Origin of the sequence: Paenibacillus glycanilyticus (assembly GCF_051200795.1) — a bacterium.
In the GTDB taxonomy this organism is placed as follows: Bacteria; Bacillota; Bacilli; order Paenibacillales; family Paenibacillaceae; genus Pristimantibacillus; species Pristimantibacillus glycanilyticus.
Genome location: NZ_CP195155.1, coordinates 2,444,233 through 2,465,824, shown reverse-complemented (window position 1 = coordinate 2,465,824; position 21,592 = coordinate 2,444,233). Strand labels below are relative to the sequence as shown.

23 protein-coding genes are annotated in these 21,592 nt (G+C 50.0%); 7 read left to right on the top strand and 16 right to left on the bottom strand.

Annotated features, from left to right (window positions below; genetic code table 11):
- Positions 1 to 96: 96 nt before the first annotated feature.
- The 10 genes from ACR9FF_RS11190 to ACR9FF_RS11145 all read right to left on the bottom strand — a co-directional run bounded on the left by ACR9FF_RS11190 (position 97) and on the right by ACR9FF_RS11145 (position 7,864).
- Positions 97 to 813 carry a cytochrome c biogenesis CcdA family protein gene (locus tag ACR9FF_RS11190; RefSeq protein ID WP_435171078.1) on the bottom strand — a complete coding sequence of 239 codons (717 nt, stop codon included), beginning with the start codon at positions 811 to 813 and terminating at the stop codon, positions 97 to 99.
- 21 nt (positions 814 to 834) lie between these two features.
- A complete protein-coding gene (locus tag ACR9FF_RS11185; protein WP_435171076.1) occupies positions 835 to 1,644 on the bottom strand; it encodes a metal ABC transporter permease in 810 nt (269 codons plus the stop codon).
- Positions 1,628 to 2,428 carry a metal ABC transporter ATP-binding protein gene (locus ACR9FF_RS11180; protein ID WP_127496353.1) on the bottom strand — a complete coding sequence of 267 codons (801 nt, stop codon included), beginning with the start codon at positions 2,426 to 2,428 and terminating at the stop codon, positions 1,628 to 1,630. Before ACR9FF_RS11180 ends, ACR9FF_RS11185 begins: the two co-directional genes overlap by 17 nt.
- Positions 2,429 to 2,462: 34 nt before the next feature.
- The gene (locus ACR9FF_RS11175; RefSeq protein ID WP_127496354.1) at positions 2,463 to 3,410 is read right to left on the bottom strand and encodes a metal ABC transporter solute-binding protein, Zn/Mn family; all 948 of its coding nucleotides are present in this window, start codon (positions 3,408 to 3,410) and stop codon (positions 2,463 to 2,465) included.
- Between the two features lie 190 nt (positions 3,411 to 3,600).
- A complete protein-coding gene (gene metG / locus ACR9FF_RS11170) occupies positions 3,601 to 5,592 on the bottom strand; it encodes a methionine--tRNA ligase (protein WP_435171072.1) in 1,992 nt (663 codons plus the stop codon).
- Between the two features lie 381 nt (positions 5,593 to 5,973).
- Positions 5,974 to 6,249: a membrane protein insertion efficiency factor YidD gene (gene yidD, locus ACR9FF_RS11165; RefSeq protein WP_248756282.1), complete on the bottom strand. Its 276-nt coding sequence runs from the start codon at positions 6,247 to 6,249 to the stop codon at positions 5,974 to 5,976.
- Complete coding sequence (locus tag ACR9FF_RS11160; RefSeq protein ID WP_015843871.1) at positions 6,249 to 6,686, bottom strand: Fur family transcriptional regulator; 438 nt, start codon at positions 6,684 to 6,686, stop codon at positions 6,249 to 6,251. Before ACR9FF_RS11160 ends, yidD begins: the two co-directional genes overlap by 1 nt.
- A gap of 94 nt (positions 6,687 to 6,780) precedes the next feature.
- Positions 6,781 to 7,005, bottom strand: coding sequence for a hypothetical protein (locus ACR9FF_RS11155; protein WP_201003684.1), 225 nt, complete (start codon positions 7,003 to 7,005; stop codon positions 6,781 to 6,783).
- 35 nt (positions 7,006 to 7,040) lie between these two features.
- Positions 7,041 to 7,241, bottom strand: a complete 201-nt coding sequence (locus ACR9FF_RS11150) for a hypothetical protein (RefSeq protein WP_435171069.1) — start codon at positions 7,239 to 7,241, stop codon at positions 7,041 to 7,043.
- A 173-nt stretch (positions 7,242 to 7,414) separates the two neighbouring features.
- Positions 7,415 to 7,864, bottom strand: coding sequence for an Hsp20/alpha crystallin family protein (locus ACR9FF_RS11145; RefSeq protein WP_127496359.1), 450 nt, complete (start codon positions 7,862 to 7,864; stop codon positions 7,415 to 7,417).
- Positions 7,865 to 8,029: 165 nt separating this feature from the next.
- Here ACR9FF_RS11145 and ACR9FF_RS11140 point away from each other — a divergent pair, with 165 nt between their 5' ends.
- From ACR9FF_RS11140 to ACR9FF_RS11115, 6 genes are all read left to right on the top strand, one after another.
- A complete protein-coding gene (locus tag ACR9FF_RS11140) occupies positions 8,030 to 8,260 on the top strand; it encodes a spore germination protein (protein ID WP_015843867.1) in 231 nt (76 codons plus the stop codon).
- Positions 8,261 to 8,263: 3 nt separating this feature from the next.
- Positions 8,264 to 8,467, top strand: coding sequence for a spore germination protein GerPB (locus tag ACR9FF_RS11135; RefSeq protein WP_127496360.1), 204 nt, complete (start codon positions 8,264 to 8,266; stop codon positions 8,465 to 8,467).
- A 27-nt stretch (positions 8,468 to 8,494) separates the two neighbouring features.
- Positions 8,495 to 9,172 (top strand): spore germination protein GerPC, encoded by a 678-nt coding sequence (locus tag ACR9FF_RS11130; protein WP_435171066.1) that lies wholly within the window; start codon positions 8,495 to 8,497, stop codon positions 9,170 to 9,172.
- Positions 9,173 to 9,191: 19 nt separating this feature from the next.
- Positions 9,192 to 9,410, top strand: a complete 219-nt coding sequence (locus tag ACR9FF_RS11125; RefSeq protein ID WP_248756402.1) for a hypothetical protein — start codon at positions 9,192 to 9,194, stop codon at positions 9,408 to 9,410.
- A 14-nt stretch (positions 9,411 to 9,424) separates the two neighbouring features.
- Positions 9,425 to 9,835 carry a spore germination protein GerPE gene (locus ACR9FF_RS11120; protein ID WP_435171064.1) on the top strand — a complete coding sequence of 137 codons (411 nt, stop codon included), beginning with the start codon at positions 9,425 to 9,427 and terminating at the stop codon, positions 9,833 to 9,835.
- Positions 9,836 to 9,949: 114 nt separating this feature from the next.
- Positions 9,950 to 10,081: a sporulation protein YjcZ gene (locus ACR9FF_RS11115; protein ID WP_435171062.1), complete on the top strand. Its 132-nt coding sequence runs from the start codon at positions 9,950 to 9,952 to the stop codon at positions 10,079 to 10,081.
- A 62-nt stretch (positions 10,082 to 10,143) separates the two neighbouring features.
- Here ACR9FF_RS11115 and ACR9FF_RS11110 read toward each other — a convergent pair whose 3' ends face one another.
- Genes ACR9FF_RS11110 through glgB form a run of 5 tightly spaced genes read right to left on the bottom strand, consistent with a single transcriptional unit; the run spans position 10,144 to position 17,800 of the window.
- Positions 10,144 to 12,114 carry a glycoside hydrolase family 15 protein gene (locus tag ACR9FF_RS11110; protein WP_201003692.1) on the bottom strand — a complete coding sequence of 657 codons (1,971 nt, stop codon included), beginning with the start codon at positions 12,112 to 12,114 and terminating at the stop codon, positions 10,144 to 10,146.
- Complete coding sequence (glgA, locus tag ACR9FF_RS11105) at positions 12,096 to 13,559, bottom strand: glycogen synthase GlgA (protein ID WP_435171059.1); 1,464 nt, start codon at positions 13,557 to 13,559, stop codon at positions 12,096 to 12,098. Before glgA ends, ACR9FF_RS11110 begins: the two co-directional genes overlap by 19 nt.
- 40 nt (positions 13,560 to 13,599) lie before the next feature.
- Positions 13,600 to 14,712: a glucose-1-phosphate adenylyltransferase subunit GlgD gene (gene glgD / locus ACR9FF_RS11100; protein WP_435171056.1), complete on the bottom strand. Its 1,113-nt coding sequence runs from the start codon at positions 14,710 to 14,712 to the stop codon at positions 13,600 to 13,602.
- On the bottom strand, positions 14,709 to 15,878 hold the full coding sequence (locus ACR9FF_RS11095) for a glucose-1-phosphate adenylyltransferase (RefSeq protein ID WP_127496368.1): 1,170 nt from the start codon (positions 15,876 to 15,878) through the stop codon (positions 14,709 to 14,711). Before ACR9FF_RS11095 ends, glgD begins: the two co-directional genes overlap by 4 nt.
- On the bottom strand, positions 15,857 to 17,800 hold the full coding sequence (gene glgB, locus ACR9FF_RS11090) for a 1,4-alpha-glucan branching protein GlgB (protein WP_317980225.1): 1,944 nt from the start codon (positions 17,798 to 17,800) through the stop codon (positions 15,857 to 15,859). Before glgB ends, ACR9FF_RS11095 begins: the two co-directional genes overlap by 22 nt.
- 663 nt (positions 17,801 to 18,463) lie before the next feature.
- Here glgB and ACR9FF_RS11085 point away from each other — a divergent pair.
- On the top strand, positions 18,464 to 19,042 hold the full coding sequence (locus ACR9FF_RS11085) for a helix-turn-helix domain-containing protein (RefSeq protein WP_201003702.1): 579 nt from the start codon (positions 18,464 to 18,466) through the stop codon (positions 19,040 to 19,042).
- Positions 19,043 to 19,050: 8 nt separating this feature from the next.
- Here the strand turns inward: ACR9FF_RS11085 and helD are convergent, their stop codons facing one another.
- Positions 19,051 to 21,375 carry an RNA polymerase recycling motor HelD gene (helD, locus tag ACR9FF_RS11080; RefSeq protein ID WP_435171053.1) on the bottom strand — a complete coding sequence of 775 codons (2,325 nt, stop codon included), beginning with the start codon at positions 21,373 to 21,375 and terminating at the stop codon, positions 19,051 to 19,053.
- Between the last annotated feature and the right edge of the window lie 217 nt (positions 21,376 to 21,592).

Here is a 21,592-nt window from a genome sequence, read left to right as displayed (position 1 = left end):
TAACCCTGCATTCTACACCTTGTCTCATGGCGTTACTCTTAGTATCATACAACTATTTTTAATGCTACTGCAAGCCGATTTGCTTACGCTTCCCCATTAAAACTTCATGAAAGCAGGCGTTACCTGATTCAGCCAAATCGTAATTTTGGTCATCTGATCCGTGAACAGAAGAATCCCCATCAGCACCATAACGCCTCCGCCGACTCGCATAACAACGGACGAATATTTAAGCAGCCAGCGTGCCGACCCAAGGAAAAAGGCCAGCAGGAAAAACGGAATGGCAAACCCTAACGCATACGCGGTCGTCAGCTCGAACCATGTCCCCGGCTTCGAAGCAGCCAAAGCCAGAATGGCGGTTAATGCCGGTCCGATACAAGGCGTCCAGCCTGCCGAGAAACCCACGCCAAAAATAAAGGAGCCGAGATAGCCGGTTTTTTTGGTCGGGTCAAAGTGGAAGCGGCGTTCCTTCATGAGCACCTGCGGCTGGAATATACCCGCGAGGAATAGGCCCATAAGCACAATCAGAATAGCTGACAGCTTGCGGATCAAATCCTCATATTGGCTAAAAAACTCCGCGAATACGTTGGAGCCATAGCCCAGCGTGTAATAAACCGTACAAAATCCCAGTATGAAAAACAAGGTATGCGACATCGTCCTCATTCTCATCTGGGAAGTATGATTATTATTCTTCAAATCGCTAACGGAAATGCCGGTTATGTAAGATAAATACGAAGGATATAAAGGCAGGCAGCAAGGCGAGATAAATGAAGCAAAGCCGGCGCCAAACGCCAGCCATACGTTAATGTTATCCAAAGTTAAACACCTCAGTCGAAGTTAACTTCCCATCTTCATGCCGCGCTTCAGCAGCAGAAGAACAAGCATAATCGCAATCAATAACAAAACGATCGTACCGCCCGGCGCTAGATTCCATACGCCTGCCATCATCAGTCCGGCTACAACGGCAAGCTCCCCGATGATAACAACCGTAATGACGCTTTGACGGAAGCTGCGGGCAATAATCAAGCTGCAGGCCGCCGGAATGGTAAGCAGTGCCGAAACAAGCAACGCTCCCACGATTTTAATAGACGCGCTAATGACAAGTGCAGTAAGCACGCTAATCATAACATTATAGAACCGAACGGGCAAGCCGCTTACGGCAGCCGCATCCTCGTCAAACGTAAGCAGGAACAGCTCCTTCAGCTGCGTGCGGATCGCTACCAATACCACAACCTTAACGACGGCAATCGTAATGAGATCCACGTTGTCGAGGGTAAAAATACTGCCGAACAAATAGCCGTTCACATTAATATTAAAGCCTCTGCCCATCGTGAACAGGATTGACGCCAATGCAACGCCGCCGGACATGATAATGGCAATGGACAATTCCGCGTAGGTTTTGTACGTTTTCCGAAGCTTCTCGATAAAGAAAGAGGCAATAATCGCGAACACCAGGCCAACCGCTACCGGATATACGCCAATCAGGAATCCTAGAGCGACCCCCGCAATCGATACGTGGGACAAAGTGTCGCCAATCATCGATAAGCGGCGCAGCACAAGGAATATCCCCATAAGCGGTGCCGTGATCCCGATCAATACGCCTCCGATTAACGCCCGCTGAAAAAACTCACTAGCTAAGATCTCCAACCGTAACGACCTCTCTCCTGCTCTCCATTTGTTGACGAAGCTCCTTCAAGCTATGCGTCAAATCGTTCTCTACGCAATTCTGCAGATCATGCGAATGCTTCTTGTAAAATTTCAGCTTGCCGCTTTCCGCCGCAGGCTGCTGGCCCAGATAGGACCGGATCATCTCCATGTCATGCGATACCATGAGAAACGTAATATTATGATGCTGGTGCATATGCTTGATCATATGGAAGAAGCCTTCCTGCGTCTCCGAATCGATGCCAACCGTTGGTTCGTCTAAAATCAGCAGCGACGGATTGTTGATTAACGCTCTTGCAAGAAATACCCGCTGCTGTTGTCCGCCGGACAGCTCTCCGATCCGCTTCATAGCCAAATCTTCAATATTCATGGCATGAAGGGCGTCCTCGCATTTCTTCTGATCGGCTTTCGTAATTTTGCGGAAAAGTTTATTCCGGCTGTACAGCCCCGACAAAACAACCTCGCGGACGGTAGCCGGGAATAGCGGATTAAACGAATTTTTTTGCGGGACGTAGCCGATCCGGTCCCAATCCTTGAATTGGGAGACCGGCTGTCCGAACAGGCGGATCGTTCCGCTCTCCGGCTTGAGCAGCCCGACAATCATGCGCAGCAGAGTTGTTTTTCCAGCGCCGTTTGATCCGATAAGTCCGATGAAATCCCGTTCTTTTACCGAGAAATTAAGTCCTTTATGAACCGTTTGACTCTGATAGGAAAAGGATACATCCTCAAGCGTTATTATATCTTGATGACAATTTATATTTTGCATCGTTCCCCACCTCACTTTCGCTATATCTATCCTATTATTTTTGTAAGCCGGTCAATAAATTTTGCAGATTTTTCTCCATCAGGCTAAGATAATCCTCTCCAGCCTTTTCCTGCTTCGGCGTAAGACCTTCGATCGGATTAAGCACAAGCAGCTTGGTATGCGTTTCGCTTGCGATCGTTTTTGCCAGATCCGGCGATACCATCTCTTCGAAATAAATATATTTGATGCCCTCCGATTTCACAAACTTCGCAACTTTGAGCAAATCCTGGGCGCGAGGCTCGGCATCGGGAGACAGTCCCGTAATCGCGATCTGAGTCAGACCGTAATCTCTGGCCAAATAACCAAACGCTTGATGCGACACTACAATCGATTTATGAGGCGCTGCCGCTAATTTCGATTCAAACTCTTCGTTCAGCGCTTCCAGCTTGCCTACAAGCGTTTGATAGTTCGCTTCGAACGCTTCCTTATGGGCAGGATCTGCCTGAATGAGACTGTCTTTCACGTTTGCAGCCATAACCATAGCAGACTTCGGACTCACCCAAGTATGCGGATCGACGTCAAGGTCGTGGTCATGATCGCCATGATCGTGACCTTCCTCTTCTTCCGGATTTCCATGAATGAGTGCAATTCCCTTGCTCATTTCGGCCGTGATCAGACCACCATTCTTCGGCAGACCTTTCAGGAAATCATCCGTCCAGCCCTCTAGACCGGCACCGTTATACAGGAACAGCTGCGCCTTGGACGCAATGGTCAAATCCTGGCTTTTAGGCGTCCAATCATGAGGCTCTACGCCAGCGGGAATAAGGTTGACGACATTGACGTTGTCGCCGCCTATCTCGGAAGCCAAATAATAAAGCGGATAAAAGCTCGTAACCACGTTGGTCTTGCCTTCAACTAGCGTTTTACCCGAATTCGCGCCGCATGCGGAGAGCAAAACGGTCATGACAATCAGCAGCACACTCATATGTTTAAAAGAACGCATTCGTAATAATCTCCATTTCAACTCTCTTTTTAGTAATCGTTACTATTACGTTCTAGATTATACGAGCGGGCTTACACCCTGTCAACCATAAACTATTAACTACTATTTACATGCTTGTACCTCTGCATACGTTAATAAGCAAGAGAACCGCCTCGGATTCAACATCCGGGCGGTTCTCAATACCTCTGAATTATTTCACGATTGCGCCGTTTGGCATGTCATCCGGTACCGTAGCAAGCGTCAATTGATCGCCATGCGAAGCCGCAAGGATCATTCCTTGCGACAGCTCTCCGCGAAGCTTAACCGGCTTGAGGTTCGTTACGCAAATCACTTTGCGGCCAACCATCTGCTCCGGCGTGTAGAACTTCGCGATTCCGGATACAACCTGACGCTGCTCATAGCCAAGATCCAGCTGCAGCTTAAGCAGCTTGTCGGCCTTTTGCACCGGCTCGGCTGCAATAACCTGCGCGACGCGAAGCTCGACCTTGCCGAAATCTTCGATCCCGATCTCTTCCTTCGCTTCGACCGCCGGTGCAGCGGCTTGCGCGGCGTTGTCTGCTGCCGGCGCGGCCGCTTCCGTTTTAGCCGCAGCTCCGCCGCCCATTGCAGCAGCAATATAAGCAACTTCTTCGGCTGCATCCAGACGTGGGAAGACCGGCGCTCCCTTGCTCACGCGCGTGCCGCCAGGCAGCTGTCCGAAGCGCTTCGTGCTTTCCCAAGCGGTCAATTCGCCTTCTTCCAGACCAAGCTGGCGCCACAGCTCGCGAGGTGCATGCGTCAGGTAAGGCTGAAGCAGAATCGAGATGATGCGGAGCGATTCCGCCAAATGATACATGACGGAAGCCAGTTCGTTCTTCTTCGCTTCATCCTTCGCAAGCGCCCAAGGAGATGTCTCGTCAATATATTTGTTCGTACGGCTGACAAACTGCCAGATCGCCGACAGAGCAACGGAGAATTCCATCGTCTCCATAGACGCTTCCACCTGGCGTACGGTTTCTGCAGCAAGCACTTGAAGAGATTCGTCAAATGCCGTTACATTGCCGCCGTAAGCCGGAATTTCGCCATCGAAATATTTATCGATCATCGCTACCGTACGGTTGAGCAGGTTGCCCAGGTCGTTAGCCAGATCGAAGTTGATCCGGTCAACAAAGTTTTCCGGGGTGAAGGTGCCGTCGGAACCAAACGGCACTTCGCGGAGCAGGTAGTAACGAACCGCATCCAGGCCGTAACGGTCGATCAGGGTTACCGGGTCAACGACGTTCCCTTTCGACTTCGACATTTTGCCGTCCTTCATCAACAGCCAGCCATGCGCGAAAACTTTCTTCGGAAGCGGCAGGCCAAGCGCCATCAGCATAATTGGCCAATAGATCGTATGGAAGCGTACGATTTCCTTGCCGACCAGATGAACGTCTGCCGGCCAGAAGCGGTCATACAAATCGCTGCTTCCATCTTTGCCGTAACCAAGCGCTGTAATGTAGTTCGACAGCGCATCAATCCATACGTAGATGACATGCTTCGGATCCCCAGGAACTTTAACGCCCCAATCGAAGGTTGTACGGGATACCGCAAGATCTTCAAGACCGGGCTTAATGAAGTTGTTGATCATTTCGTTCTTGCGCGATTCCGGTTGAATGAAATCCGGGTTCTCTTCGTAATGCTTCAAGAGGCGGTCGGCATATTTGCTCATCCGGAAGAAATAGCTTTCTTCCTTCACGAGCTCCACCGGACGTCCGCAGTCCGGACAGTTGCCGTTTACCAGCTGGCGCTCGAGGAAGAACGATTCGCATGGCGTACAGTACCAGCCTTCATATTCGCCTTTATAAATATCGTCCTGCTTCAGCAATTGCGCGAAAATCTTCTCCACCGCTTCTTTATGGCGAGGCTCCGTCGTACGGATGAAATCATCGTTCGAAATTTCCAGCTTCGACCAGAGCTCTTTGATGCCAACGACAATATCGTCTACAAACTGCTGCGGCGATTTGTTTTTGTCCTTCGCATTGCGTTCAATTTTCTGGCCATGCTCGTCCGTGCCGGTCAAATACCAGACATCATACCCGCGAAGCCGCTTGTATCTTGCCATCGCATCGCCGGCTACCGTCGTATACGCATGTCCGATGTGGAGCTTATCGCTCGGATAATAGATCGGTGTCGTAATATAAAACGATTTTTTATCGTTACCCATTTGTCATTCCTCCGTTATGATCAAAATAAAGCGAGAGAACGCAAAAAACTCCCGTCCAACATGGGACGAGAGTTCAAGTTCACTCACGCGGTACCACCCAAATTCCCGCTGCGCTTTCATGATTCAACCACCGCACAGCAGCTTCGTGTTGCCGCCATTCTATGGACGGCAGAGCCGTTAACGCCAGCTTCACGCCATCCCCTTACCTCGTATTTGAGGCTCGGAAACAGATTCTCCGGGACCATCTTCGGATGCTTATCCATACCGGCTTCCAGCGTCCTGCCCGGCTCTCTGTTATGGCATCTTCATCGTACTTATCCGTTCATCGAATATTGGAAATATGCTTATATGACAAAATATAACCAATTAAACGCTCCATTGTCAAGGAGCAGCCGTTCCGCCCGCGTCACTCTCCTGCTCTCCCGGGACAGGAGGAACAGGATCATAGCCCCCCGGATGGAACGGATGACATCTTGCGATCCGCTTCGCGGCAAGCCATGAGCCCTTAGCTGCTCCGTGCTTCTCAAGCGCTTCCAGGGCGTACGCCGAACAGGTCGGATAATAACGGCAGGTCGGCGGCGTAAGCGGAGATATCACTTTGCGGTAAAAAAGGACCGGTGCCTTCAGCACTCTAACGGCTGTTCGGCTGCGTGCCATCAGTTTGCCCCGGCAGCAGACTCTTCTTGAATGCAGTCTTTGCAGTAGCCGAACACTTCGAATTTATGCTTTACTACCCGGAAATCATCCGGCACGACCGTCTGCTCCATCGGACAAAACGTAATCGGATACGTGTGCCCGCATTGCAAACAGATCATATGATGGTGGTGGTCATTTTCCCTGCAATGAAGCTTGAATTTAACGCCATCCTCAAAGATAACCTGCTCGATGACCCCAAGCTCCTCCATCACGCGCAAATTACGGTATACGGTATCAAAGCTCAGGCCCGAGTATGACTTGCCCATATATTCGTAAACTTCCTTAGGTGCCAGGTATCCCGGAGTCTCCGCAAACAATTTGGCCAGCGATTTGCGCTGATCCGTAATGCGCAGTCCTTGTCCGGTCATTCTTTGTATGATTTCATCTATGGTATGCAATGAAAGGACCTCCGAAAATAAAGTGTCTTTCTATTCATAATGCCGAAAAAAAAGACTCTCGTCAATGAGAGCCTCTCTTAAGCCGCGGCCTTTATCACCCGTTCAGCCGCATGTTTATTAGAAAACTTGCACACATAGCCAAAAATAACACCATACTTACGATCGACACCCATTTGCGTCTTGTCTTCGCCGCTGCCAGGCGTTCGCCGCCTGATGGATCAAGTGCCGCTTCCGTAACGGATCGGTGCATGAACAACAGCGTAATGACGGATGCAACAAAAAACATGTTAATAACAAACCAGATCGCCGTCCACATCATAACGGGCACCCTCCCTATTTATTTGCAGAAACCCGCTATAAATACCATTTGTTCAAAATAATCATCAAGACGATGAAGCTGACGACAGCTCCCGCAAAACAAAACCATCCGTAACGGAAGCGCTGCTGGAACATACGAAGAATGCCAAGACTTAATAATCCGAATATGAGCAATAAAAAGACGACCCCGATAATAAATAACGAAGTAGAGATGTCACTGACATCGACTAAAGTCACTGCATACACTCCCCTATGTAATAATGCAAGTACACAATTAGCATTATAAGGGATTGTCCCTCCGTTCGCCAACCACAATCCGTAAGAAAAGGTGACAAAATGAAACGGCTTTCACCACCCATAGGTTCAAAACGTTACTAACCTAAAGAAAACGACGGCCAATAGGCCCTGGATTAGCGACCTTTCAACCATCGTATATCCGTTTCGTAATAAGAGCCAGCCCGGGGTCTTTTGCGCAGCTTAACTTGCAACACATAGTTTTTCACAACCGCTTGGCAAATAGTCGGCTTTACAAGCTTAGGCAGCTTAATGATTTCCTTCTGTTGATTAGGAAGCCCTTCAATCCGCAATCGGTCGTCCCGCACGTACAACCGAAGATTTTCCCGGCTTACTTCACGCGGAAGGTGGAACTTCACAAGTAAGTCTTGATGAGTCTCAAAGAAAGAAATCCCCTCGTTCTCATCCGCTTGATCCAAGATGGAATTTGCTGCAGAAGGCAGTGATTTCGTCATCATCTTCCTGACGAATTTCTCCACCCAATCTGGCTCTTTCATCACATCGAAGCCTTTTGGCAAACGTTGTCCGTCCAGCCATCTCTCAAGCTCATCCCATTTGTTTTCCACGATCCCGTTCACCTCCAGCCATTCCTTGTTAGCATATGCGAAGCTGGGCGGTGCGGCTACTTCTTTCCGTTCGCTGGGCACTTATCCACACGGGCCGCGGAACCTCTAGGCGTATGCCGCATACGATAATATACGAGACGCTTTAAGGGAAAAGGGTGAGTACGAATGCCTTCTATCGTTGGATTTGTAAAAGTCGTAAGCGTCGGCTCAAGTGCCGTCGTTCAATTCGGAGACGCGGTTCAAGTATCGCCCTCCAGCCAGACGAAAACCTATGCCGGCTCCGGCTCGTTCCTGACAGGAAGCCTGGCAAATTCAAACAATGCGGTCAGCGCGACCAACACGCTTGATCCGGACGTTCAAGACAATTCTCAAAACAATCTTGAAACCGTGGTGTAAGGTATGAACTGGACTATTTATCAGACGATCACTATACAGCAGCTTCGAGTAAACAGCGTATCGAACAGCTCTGTCCTGCAAGTCGGAAGCGCGGGATCCATCCGGTCTTTATCCCAAATGTACAATACGGGAGGATTTACCCAACCCGCGCCGCAGCTCGGGGAAGAAAGCCCGCTATCGCTGGTCCCGCTTCCGGATCCCGCTTAACGTTTAATTAGAGAGGAGGCTTTTATCATGCAGCAGCAGCCGCCCGGCAATGGGCTGTCTCCATGGCAAGCCTGGTCGCTTGAGCTTCAAACCAAATTAAGAGCGCAGCAGAGCCAGATTTATTCCTTGGAGCAGCAGCTCGCTGTTCTAAGCGAGCAGCTGAAGCAATTGGAGAACAAGCCAACCTATAATATCGAGAAGCTGGAATATCATTTCGACCAATTAAAAGTAGAGAAGCTTGAAGGCACTTTAAATATCGGCATGACTCCGCCGGGCATGCCCGGCGGTGACGGTGATATCGATCAGCTTGCGGTACAGCAGCATAAGCCTAACGTATACCCGGCAGCAGCCTCCGGCATAACCCCGCCGTCCGAGCCATATGCGGGCTTGCGGGCGGAAGTGGATCGTTTTTTGAGCCAGCACGGTACGCAAAGGCTCATTGCACTCGAAACCGAATACGGGGTCGACCTTGATCCGTATCATCGCCGCATGGTTCTCGAGGATATCCGCAAGCAGCTTCCAACCCGCATTCATTTCTATATGCAGCTGAAGCCGGGCGAGGCTGAAGCAGGAACCGGCGGACAAGAACAAAATCCGCAAACCGAGCAGGAAAAAAAAGAAATGATTTTATCCAAAACGATCCGGGATGCGGATGCCGCCATGCAAAAATATATCCAGTCGCTAAAAAGCGGCAATGGCAGCTGACAGGAGAGGTTAGGCAATGGTGAATTTCACAGTGCATAATTGCGGTTTGACCGTTGGCAATATTGAAATATTAGGTGTATCGGCAGCTTCCATGTTCCAGATCGGCGACTCCGACTACGTCACCTTATATTCGATGTTTGATACCCCGCCCGAATCCGTCATTGTTGGGCCGATAGCCCCGCTCCCTACGCCGGAAGGCGAAGAGGAAGCGGTTGGCGAATCCCCGATGGCCGGTTAGGGGGAACCGTACGAATGGAAGAATCTTATCCCATAAGAGTATCCCAGATTGGTCTGGTGTCCGTTGTTGATGTTTCGATCGGGGCTATTATCCAATTCGGGGACCGCGCCGAAGGTTCGCCTAAGCTGAATGCCCTTGCCGTTCAACGAGCGGTTGATCATACGAAAGCAGGAAGCGTTTATTTCGAATCCTACCCGATTTTCGATCGTCCGCTCCCCAAGCTGATCGACCCTGTAGCGGACGCCGGAGAAGATGTACGGATCAAAACGGTTAACCACTGCCCTAAGATTAACGTAGGCTGCATAAGCGTGGTTGGCGTGGGCTCTACTTCAAGCCTGCTTGCGGGCAATGCGATGCGAACAATTGCAGAATCTAGAATCAAGCATATCAGGCAGTACGAGAAAACGCTGATTCCTATCACCTAGGCGAAATCATCAAAAGCATCTGCACAGGTACAAATGTCCAATTTCCGTACCCACTCCCCTCATATATTGGTCTTGTGATTGGGAATCACCACAACGACTCGGGAGGAATGAACAATGGGTTACCCTGTAGCAGGAGCTAATATGGGCTGTGCACCGGTTCAAGGAGTCTGGAATAATAGCGCGGCCTATATTCTTGTTTTATTCGTATTGCTGGTTATCATTATCCGTACCTGCAGCTTCTTATAAGAAGCGCTACGGATCAAAACAAAGCCGCTTAGCATTCTGCTAAGCGGCTTTACTTCATGGATTTACTTCTTTGCGCCTTGGAGTTCTTTATACTTCGCAGCGTATTTGCTTACGCTTTGAACAAAGGTCGCATGCGACCAGGTGAGCGGTGCCACGGACAGCGGCGAGCCGTCGTACGGATTAAGCTGCTCCGGCAGCAGTCCGCTCGACAAGGCGTGATCGACGACCCATTCCAACGTCCTGAGCGGACCTTCCAGGTCTGCCAGCGTAAGCGCGGATTCAATCTCGTAATTAGCCACCCACAGCGTGCATATGATCCACGGATTGCCCGGAACCTGGTCGATTTCTCCGGATTGCTGGAAGTAATAATCATTGGTATATCTGGCGATACCGCCAATATGAGTCTTTACGCGAAGCCCTTCTTTTATGGCATTCATCGTCTTCTGCACGCGTTCATCATGAACGGACAAGACGCCAAATTCCCATAATCCGAATATGCTGCTCTCCAGCGTCATATCCTTCACCCACCGGTTATCCCGTTGTACAAGCCCGCGGGCGAAACGGCCGGATTCTTCATCCCAGAGATGGGTCAATATCCCGGTCTTGACCGTATGCGCCATATTGCGGTAATGGTCGCTCCGCTCATAATCTCCGAACAGCTCGGTGAAGAAGGCTCCTGCCATTAAACCGGCATAAACGGAAGCGGCGGTATACGTCCATATCCCGTACCGTTCCTCCCACAGATCATAGCTTGGCTTCGGAAGCGACAGCTCCGGCTCGATATATTCGCTGAGGAAGGAAGCGGCCTTCCGGATCAAATTGCTGTAGAGGGATTGAGGCAGCTCGATAACCTGATTCCGCGAGTAGTCCTGCCACAAGGCAAACAGAACAAGCGCGGTCTCGTCTTCCTGGATCGGAATTCTCTGGCTCCCCTTCACAATATAGGGATGCCAGCTGGAGCCTACCGTGCCGTCCGGATTGTACTTATGATACAGATAACCTTCCGGTGACAAGGCGTTCGCGCAGAAATAGAAAAACGGCGAAATAACGCTCTGATAGCCAGCCAGCGACATCGCCTCGGCGATCAGCGCGCCGTCGCGCGGCCACATATAACTGTAATGATCGCGGTTGTACTGCAAAATATCCGTATCATTCGCGGCCAGAATAGCGCCGCGCTCATCGACCTGCGTCCGGACAAGCAGCAGACTATGCTTGAACATTCGGGTGACCTCTTTGGGCAAATCCCCCAGATCGGACTCGGCACGCTGCAGCCAATGCTTCCAGTAAATGACGATCCGGCTGAGCAGCTTCTCGGGATGATTATCCTTCACGTATTTATGAAGGGTTTTGACTTCCTCGAGATTTTTGCCAACGGACATCCAGTAATACAACGTCTTTTCTCCGTTGCCCGGCACCGTTGTGCGAAGGCCAATCGTACTGTCAACCGAGCCTTGGGCAATCGTATTGCCCATGAGCACGCCGTCTTCCGCGTCGCGCCAGGTTCCCTCGGCGGAGTGAAACCTTTTAATACCGGTAGAATACTGCATAATGCCGCCTTCATCCGTGCATCCGCTGAACATGAAGTAGTTCGAGCGCTTGTAGTGGAACATCGTGTTATTTTCCGGATAATAAGCAGCCGTATCTCCTACCTCCGAACCTTCAATCATCAAATCCTGATGGAAGAAAAGCCGGGCTTCCCGGCTTTCATTCCTCTTGTTGCGCACGACAACCCGTTTAATGTAGATGCATTCGCGCTGATGAATGCCATCGTTCATTTGCAACTCTACGCCTAATCCCTCATGCCTCGCAATAATGTTCGTCACAAGGGAATCCTCGATATAGTTGAGCTCGAATTCCCATTCCTTCTCATCCAGCCAAGAAAATGCGCCTCCGATCCAGATCCCGAACCGGCAATAGTGACCGCCCACATGGTTTAGCTGTCCGACATACGGAAAATAAATATCCCGAATAAAACAATGTTGATCCAAATTGAGCAGCAACTTACCATTGCCGATTACAAGGTGACGGGCCATCTTTCAGTCCCCTTTCGAGAAGCAAGAAGTTGATCGTACAAGGCTATATAAGCTTTTGCCGAGCGGCTCCAGCTGTAATCTTCCTTGCCGGCGTTGTCTACGATGCGGCGCCAGACGGCATCATCTCGGTAGAAGTGCAGCGCCCGTCTCACCGTATACATGAAATCGTCCGCGTTATAGTGCGTGAAGCTGAAGCCGTTGCCTTCCCCGGTCTCTTCATTATAGGAGAAGACCGTATCCTTTAGACCGCCAGTTTCCCGGACTACGGGAATGGAACGGTAACGAAGAGCAAGCAGCTGGCTTAAACCGCAAGGCTCAAAACGGGACGGCATAAGGAAAATATCCGAGCCTGCATAGATCCTTCTTGCCAGGCGGTCATTATAACCAAGCCATACCGCGGCTTTATTTGGATAACGGGCGACCAGTTGATTCATGGCATTCTCGTAATGCCAATCTCCCGCTCCCAGAACAACAAGCTGTACATCCTCCTGCATAAGCTCGTCAAGCTTCCAGGTAATGAGGTCCATCCCTTTCGACTCCACCAGACGGCTGATAATACCGATCAGCGGAGTTTCCTCCGATTCGGGAAGACCCAGCTCCGCCTGCAAGCTCAGCTTGTTCTTGCGCTTGCGGGAGATAGAGGAACGGTAAGGCGTATGTAGGGCATCATCGTTCATCGGATCGTATAGCTCGGTATCAATCCCGTTGATAATGCCTGTAAGATCGCCGGAACGGCTGCTTAGCAGACCGTCAAGCTTCTCGCCATGCTCCCAGCTCTGGATTTCCCTCGCATAGGATTCACTGACCGTTGTCAGCTTGTCCGCATAAACAAGCCCCCCTTTCAGGCAGCTTGCGGCACCGTGAAATTCCAGCTTGTCGGCGGTAAACATCTCGTCTCCCGCTCCCAGAAGCTCCTTCAATAGATCAATGCCGAACAACCCTTGATACATCAGGTTATGGATCGTGAATACCGACTTCACGCCGTCCCAGGCTGGATCATTCGAATAACGGGTGCGGAGCAGAACCGGAATTAGACCGGCCTGCCAATCATGGCAGTGAACAATATCCGGCTTGTAATCCAGGTACCGCACAGCCTCCATTACCGCGACGGAATAGAAGACAAACCGCTCGGCATCGTCGTTATAACCGTACAGCCCTCTGCGCCCGAAATAAAACTCATTATCGATCAGATAGAAGACTACACCGTCGATTTCCGCACGGAACAAGCCGCAATATTGACTTCTCCAACCAAAATTTACATAAAATTCTGCAATTCTCTCAAAATTCTGAATATAATAATCTGGGATCTGCTCATACTTGGGCATAATAATACGAACATCGGCTCCACGTTGCTTAAGCGCCTTAGGCAAAGCTCCTGCAACGTCAGCCAGTCCGCCCGATTTGGCGAGCGGAGTTGCTTCTGAAGCGGCCATTAATATATTCACGCCTGATCACCTCATACCCTATCCATAATTTAATTGCTATTTATATAATCTTACGCTTGCCTGCCAGAAACGGATTTTCGGAAGAACCGCGGATATCGCGGTCATACTGAACGCGTACATCCTTATCCAGAATGCAGTGCTGAACCAGGCTATTCTCGCCGATGTCGCCGTTTTGCATAATAATGCTATTGCGGACAACGGCCCCTTTGCGGACATGAACTCCGCGGAACAGAATGCTGTTCTCGACCGTTCCTTCAATTCGGCAGCCGTTAGCGATAAGAGAATCGGTCACTTTCGATGTTCCCAAATAGCGAGCCGGCGGTTCATCCTTGCCTTTCGTGAAGACCATGCCCGGCTGGAAGAACAGCTCGCGCCACACTTCGGGGCGAAGCAGGCTCATGTTGCTCTGGTAGAAGCTCGACAGAGTATTCACGACAGCCAGATAACCCTCGTGCAAATAGCCGAAGACGCGAAGCTTATCGATTCTCGAGAAAATCGCGTGGCGGACCAAGTGGTCCTGCCCTTGGGCAAGGGATGTCTCGACGAGTTCCATCAGGAGATCCTTGCGCATTACGTACATTTCCATGGAAGAGATATCGCTGTTCATTCTTCCGTAATGGTCCTGCATAGCCGTGACGCGGCCATCCGGATCCATCTTCATCTTGCGGGCCTTGCCGCCCATCAGATTGGCATCCCGCTTGCACACGACCGTAATATCCGCTTCGCGTTCCTTATGCGCTTCGATAATCGGTTCGAAATCGATGTTGCACACCATATGACTGCGGGCAATTACGACATATTCCAGCGTGGAGCGGTTGAAATAGTCGCGGTGCTGGTAGAAATGATATAAGTCCCCGCGGCTGACTTCCTGAATGTCGTCCGTTGCCGGAGGAAGCAGGAACAAGCCGCTCTGACGGTTATTTAAGTCCCAATGGTCGCCGGAACCGACGTGATCCATGAGGGAACGGTATTTCGTATGTGCGAATACGGCTACTTTATTAATTCCGGAGTTCACCATGCTTGAGAGAATGAAATCGATAAGCCGGTATCTTGCGCCAAACGGCACGGTAGCAAGGCAGCGGTTTTGCGTCAGCCGCTCCATATCGTCGTTTTCGTGAATCAGATTGATAACGCCCATAACTTGATGTTTCATGACGGCTCCACCTCCAGCAGCATCGGTTCATTGGATACAAACTCGCCTACGGCAACAACGGTAATCGCATCATCGTCGGGACTGCCGATGCATACGCCGTCTTCGATTACAGCACCTTCACCAATTATCGCCCGGTAGACGCGGGCTCCTTCGCCAATTTTCACATTCGGCATAATGACCGATTCGCTAACGATACTGTTTTTGCCCGTCGTAACGCCAAAGAACAGAATGGATCGCTCGACATCGCCTTCCACAATGCAGCCTTCCGTCACCATAGAGGAGGATACGCTCGCCCCGCAAGCCACGTATTGGGCCGGACGGTTAGGGCTGACGGAGAAAATTCGCCAATCTTTATCGGCAAGATCAAGCGAAGGCTTATCATCTAATAAATCCATATTGGCTTCCCATAAGCTTTCGATCGTGCCGACATCCTTCCAGTAACCGCGGAAAGCATACGTGCTCAGATGCAAACCGTCTCTCATCATGGAAGGAATTACGTCCTTGCCGAAGTCATGACTGGAATTGCGGCTGGCTTCGTCTTGAATCAAATACTTCTTCAATACCGACCAGGTGAAAATATAGACGCCCATCGAAGCGATATTGCTGGTCGGATTTTTTGGTTTTTCTTCGAAAGCCGTAATCCGGTCTTCGTCATCCACGTGCATGACGCCAAAACGGCTTGCTTCCTTCCACGGCACTTCAATGCCGGCAATCGTAATATCCGCCCCGCTTTTCTTGTGATGCTGCAGCATCAGATCGTAATCCATTTTATAAATATGGTCACCCGAGATGACCAGAACATAGTTTGGGTCATAAGATTCAATAAACGCCATATTTTGATAGATTGCATTTGCCGTTCCTTTATACCATACCCCGCCTTTTTGCTTGACGAATGGAGGCAGAATGGACATGCCGCCATCCCTGCGGTCCAGCCCCCATGGGCTTCCGATGCCCAAATACCGATTCAATTCGAGCGGCTGGTATTGCGTAAGAACCCCAACCGTGTCAATGCCGGAATGCGTGCAATTGCTTAAAGTAAAGTCGATAATGCGGTACTTCCCCCCAAAATAGACAGCCGGCTTCGCCAAATCCTTTGTGAGAACTCCCAGTCGCTTGCCTTCTCCTCCTGCCAGCAGCATTGCAATCATTTCCTTTTTTCGACCCATGACACCAACCCCTTCTTAATGTGGTCTCCGCCCGCAAAGCTGTATAATTGGAAGGATAGAGGGGGGAGATTGATGGAAATGCTTTGGTTATAGCCGTGCCAGCTCACTTTCTCGCTGTCATGCTTCTGTAAACACTGTGAATCGGAACCTCCGAACTGTACCTCATTGCTGTTTAGGATCATGCGATAACAGCCCGGCTGCGGCACGCCTAATCGATAATGGGTATAACCGTTTCTGGAGAAGTTGGCAACCGTAACAGTGAAGCCCTGCTTGCCATAACGAATGAAAGATATGATCGATTGTTCAGCATTATTCACATCAATCCATTGAAATGCGTAAGCGTCCTGATCTCTTTCCCATAGCGACGGTTCATGGGTATAAACCTGGTTCAAAGCTTTGACATAGCCGTGCATCTTGCCGTGAAGATCGTAATCGAGCAGCATCCAATCAAGCGGTTCGCGGTCCTTCCATTCGTCGAACTGTCCCCATTCGCTGCCCATAAACAGCAGCTTCTTGCCCGGATGAGCGATCCAATAGCCGTATAACAAACGTAATTGAGCGAATTTTTCCTCGTAGGTGCCAGGCATTTTGTTCAGCAAGGAACGTTTGCCGTGTACAACCTCGTCATGCGAGAACGGTAAAACGTAATTTTCAGAGAAAGCGTACAAAAGTGAGAAAGTAAGTAGGTGGTGGTGGTGTGAGCGGTCGGCAGGATCCATCGACATGTATTTGAGCACGTCGTTCATCCAGCCCATATTCCATTTAAAGTTAAATCCCAGCCCGCCTAAGTAGGTAGGTGAGGTGACTGCAGGCCAAGCGGAAGAATCTTCTGCGATCATTAGTGCGTCTGGGTAGTAGTGAAATACGGTTTCGTTAAGCCGTTTCATGAAGCGGAGAGCGTCTAGATTGTCGGTGCCGCCATACTCGTTCCAGGTGAAGAGCTCGGGCGGTTTATCCATGTGGAGATTGATCATGCTGGCGACGGCATCAATCCGAAGACCGTCGAAGTGGAACATTTCCATCCAGTAGATGGCATTGGAGATCAGGAAGCTGATCACTTCGTTTCGTTTGAAATCGAAGGCCAGTGTTCCCCATAAAGGCTTTTCGGCAAGCCGCTCGTCATTTCCTTCAAAGATCGGAGTACCGTCAAAGCGACGCAATCCATGTTCATCCTTGCAAAAGTGACCGGGAACCCAGTCGAGAATAACGCCTATGCCGTACGCGTGGCAGCGGTCGATAAACTTCATCAGCTGCTTAGGCTTGCCGTAACGGCTGGACGGCGCGTAATAACCGGTAATCTGATAACCCCAGGATTGGTCAAAAGGATGTTCATTGATTGGCATCAGCTCGATATGGGTATATCCCATCTTGGCTACGTAAGGAACAAGCTGATCGGCAAGTTCTTCGTAGGTGAGGAAATTCTCCTCCCCTTTCAGCTGCCAGGAGCCGGCGTGCACTTCGTAAAGCATTAGCGGATTGGAATAAGCGGGCCGCTTATGCCTGGAATCCATCCATTTCTTGTCCCGCCACGGGAATCCGTATAGATCAGACACTACGGAGGCGGTTTGAGGACGCCTTTCGGCGAGGAAAGCGTAAGGATCTGCCTTGAGCAGCCGCTGACCTGTTGAGGTAACAATCTCGTACTTGTAAATAGCGCCTTCGCCAAGTCCCGGTACGAAGAGAACCCAGACCCCTGTCGAAGAAACGCGTTCCATCAACGAACCGGAACCATCCCAGTTGTTATGCTGGCCAACAAGCCGAACCTCCCTGGCGTGTGGAGCCCACACTGCAAACCTGACGCCATCTTTACCGTCCCAGTCCATGACATGCGCGCCCATGAACCTGTAACTGTGGTGAGAGCTGCCTTTGTTGAACAGATACAAATCGCTCATCAGAAGGCCGTATGGTGCCGTTTGAATCATTTCCGACAATCGCCTCCATTTGGTTACAATGGTACCGCAGCGTTAAAGGATTCATTCTCTGATAAATAGGGAGTTACCTCCATTATACATATTTTAATGAAAATAAACACCCCATTTTCAGAAAATGGATGTAAAGTTACCTTACATCAAATTGGTCATTTTTCTTTAAAACTCGATTGATGTAATAATGCTTGACACACAGTCCTTTCGATACGGCTTGACTTGAACAATTGATCCAGCTGCAATCGACCAGCTTCTTTGTCCTGCGAGGCATAACGGTATTCGGATCGCCATGTCTCATCAGGCGTTGATGGTGCATGGAGCACAGGTCTCTTGCCTTGACCGGTTTGGAGCAATTATCGATCCCGCATGTTTTCATGTTGTCTATTTCCCCCTAAGTTTCAAACCTGCGTTTTCTAATATTACCCGAGAACATAGATTCATACAAAACTCGCTGGTAGCTGAACACCCTATCATTTTGTCATAGAAATGACAGCTTCCGCATGATTGAACCGTTTCATGCCAGCAAGTTTAATTTATTAAACCAAACTGCATTTATTCTTGACGATTTTGTTAAATATAGTAAAGCTATTGTATAGTACAAGCGTAAAGCTTATACTCGATTTTGTGCATTGGCGCGCTTGGAATTAAGGAGGACCAATTTTGATTGCATTTTACCAAATCTTCCAAATACTTGACCAGCCGATGATACTTATCCGAGTATCAAGGGCGTCAACAACGATACATGAAACAAATGAAGCCTTCTGCAGGCTTTCCGGATATAAACAGGAGCAGTTGAAGGGAATGTCGATCGATCTGCTTATAGCCCATTATTTGCCGTGCGACAGCAGCCTGCATTTCACGCAGGAGACAATCTTGATATCCGCCAAACAAGACGAGATTGCCGTGCATCTGGAATTCCGGGCTTTGACTATATCCGATCAGGATGAAGCCAGATACGCGCTGATCATCTTCGGAAACAAGAGTGAACATGCGCGAGAAGAGCCGTTAACGGCGATCAAGCAAGTCTATGACTCTTCCAAACGGCTTAAGATGTGGATGGCCAAGCGGGATATAAGTGCCAACCAGATGGCTGCCGCGACGAATATTTCCTTGCAGACCATCTCCAAGCTTCGAAATGGACATATACAAAAGCCCAACCGGTTAACGGCTGAGCTTATTGCAGGAGAACTGCAGGTTGCAGTCAGCGATATCTGGCCTGAAGTACGTAACGGCCGGTAATCGCTGACTTATTTTTTGGATATGGCCTCCGTAAGGAACGGTGTCGGTTCCGAGAGATAGTACAGATGCAGCTCATGCATGGCGCGGGTGCATGCGGTGTAGAACAGCTTGCGCTCGCTCTCCCTGCCATAAACGTCGCTTGAAGCGTTGTACAGAATAACGGCATCAAACTCCACGCCTTTGGCCAAATAAGACGGAATGACGACGGTGCCGTTCTCGAAGGTTACCGTCTCCTTCTCAATCAGCCTCATTCCGGGACAGTTCCGTTCCAATGCCTCATAAGCTGTCAGGCTTTCCTCCGCAGTCTTGCAAATGATCGCAATGGAATTTGCGCCTTCCTCTTGCAAGCGCCGGATTCGCTCCGCAATCATCCCGTGCAGCTCCGATACATTCGCAACAGCCGTTACCGTCGGCTCGTCACCGTTACGATTAAACGGCACGATTCGACTTCCCCCCTCGATCATCCTGCTCGTAAATTCGACAATCGGTTTTGTCGAACGATAACTGCGAGTCAGCACTATTGTCTCAGTCTCTTCCTTGCTGTAAAGCTCTCCCAGCGGATCGAATCCATTCCCTAAAGCGGCATGCGCGAATATCGATTGGTTCAGGTCGCCGAGCGCCGTCATCTTCGCCATGGGGAAAACTCTCTTCAAATAATAGAACTGGAATGGCGAATAATCCTGCGCTTCATCGATAAACAGATGCCTTACCGATGTGTTGGTCTGGAAGCCTTCAATTAAATCCTTCATATATAAGTAAGGCGTTGCGTCTTCATAAGTAAGTATTCCATGCTTAAGCTGTTCCACGGTAAGCTTGCGGATCGCCTCCCATTCAAGCCGACTTTCTTCGACAAGCCATGGAGCCTGCTCGCTTTCGTATAATCGAAGGTATAAGGTCTGCGTGTCGACAAATCTTAGTTTCTTCACGCGGCTCCGCAAACGTTTGAACCTTTCCTGGACGATCATGGTAGCCAGCACATCTTTTTCGCGGTCAAAATCATCAAAGGAGTCCGAGGTATAGCGCTCCTTGCGGTTTAACTCATTAAACGCATGAATGTATGCTTCTTTATCCAGCAGCTCCATCTCGTCTTCTACCCACTGTTTCTTCCGTTCTTCCTTGCTTAGCCTGGTCAGCTCCTTAAGCAGCCAATCGGCTGTCATCTTGAACCGGTTCGGAATCGTGAAGCTTTTGTCCAAGCTGTAAAAATGCTCTTCGATAGCTTCTGCCGCAATCAGCTTGCGTCCCCGGAACTTGATCGCTTTAAACAATAATCCCGATTCACCAAGCGTATCGACATAACGCTCAATCACTTTCATGAAGGATGCGCCCGACTTATGTCGAATAGAGGCGATGCGCGTTTCGTAATCCGGATCCTCCATGCTTCCAAGCGTATACTCCATCTGAGCAAACGGGTCCTCCAGCGCAAACGATTGCCCAATACGATGCTCGAGGTATTGCTGGTAAGTTGTTTGCTGCATATTCTGTTCGCCAAGCTCCGGAAGAACCGTTGCGACATAGCTGTTAAACATCGGGTTTGGCGAGAACAAGACGATTTGATCGGCTTGCAGCGATCCCCTGTAACGGTATAGCAGATAGGCTACGCGCTGCAGCGCCGCAGAGGTTTTACCGCTTCCGGCCGCACCTTGAACAATCAGAAGCCTTGCCCGTTCATTGCGGATAATCTGGTTTTGTTCCCGCTGAATCGTAGCTACAATGCTCTTCATCTGGGCATCCGAATGCTTGCCAAGCACCTCTTGCAGCAGCTCGTCACCGATGGTGACACCGGTATCGAACATACCGTCGATTTGCCCGCGGCGAATAACATATTGGCGTTTCAGCGTCATCCGGCCCTCTATCGATCCCGCAGGAGTTACATAGGAAGCCGGGCCCGGCGAATAATCATAGTAGAGACTCGAGACTGGCGCTCGCCAGTCGTAAATCAAATAATTCGACCCGCTTTCATCCAGCATGGAGCCAACTCCAAGATAGATCCGCTCTTCCTCGGAGCTGCCATTTTCTATAAAATCAACGCGCCCGAAGTACGGGGTCTGCTCCAGCTTCCGCAATAGCTTCACCTGCTGCGATGCATGCCTGTGGCTGTGCTCCCGCTCCGCAAGCACCTCAGCCTGCTGCTTCAGGCTCGCAGCGGACTCCGCCGCTTCCGACGCATCCTCGAAATTCAGCGTAACATCGTCCCAGAAATTTTTCCGGATGTCCACGATATCTTCCCGCATACCGCTTGAGTTTTGCAGCAGCTTGCCCAGCTGCTCGCGAATCAGCCGCATCACACGGTCCACTCGCTTCTGCTCCTCGATTCGCTGCTCGTCCTGCATGATTGATCCTCTCCTTCAAGCGTAATTACGCGAAATACGATTAAAAGTTCGTTTACCATTGTAACAAAATCTGCCTGTCAAGGTGAAACGGTTTCTCCATCCTTTGGCGGAAGAGCGCGTTTCAATCCGGAGAATTCTAAGCCCTTTTTATACGAAAAAACTTATAAACGCTTGAATTCAAGGTGAAACGGTTTCTCCGTCCTTTGGCGGGAGTATT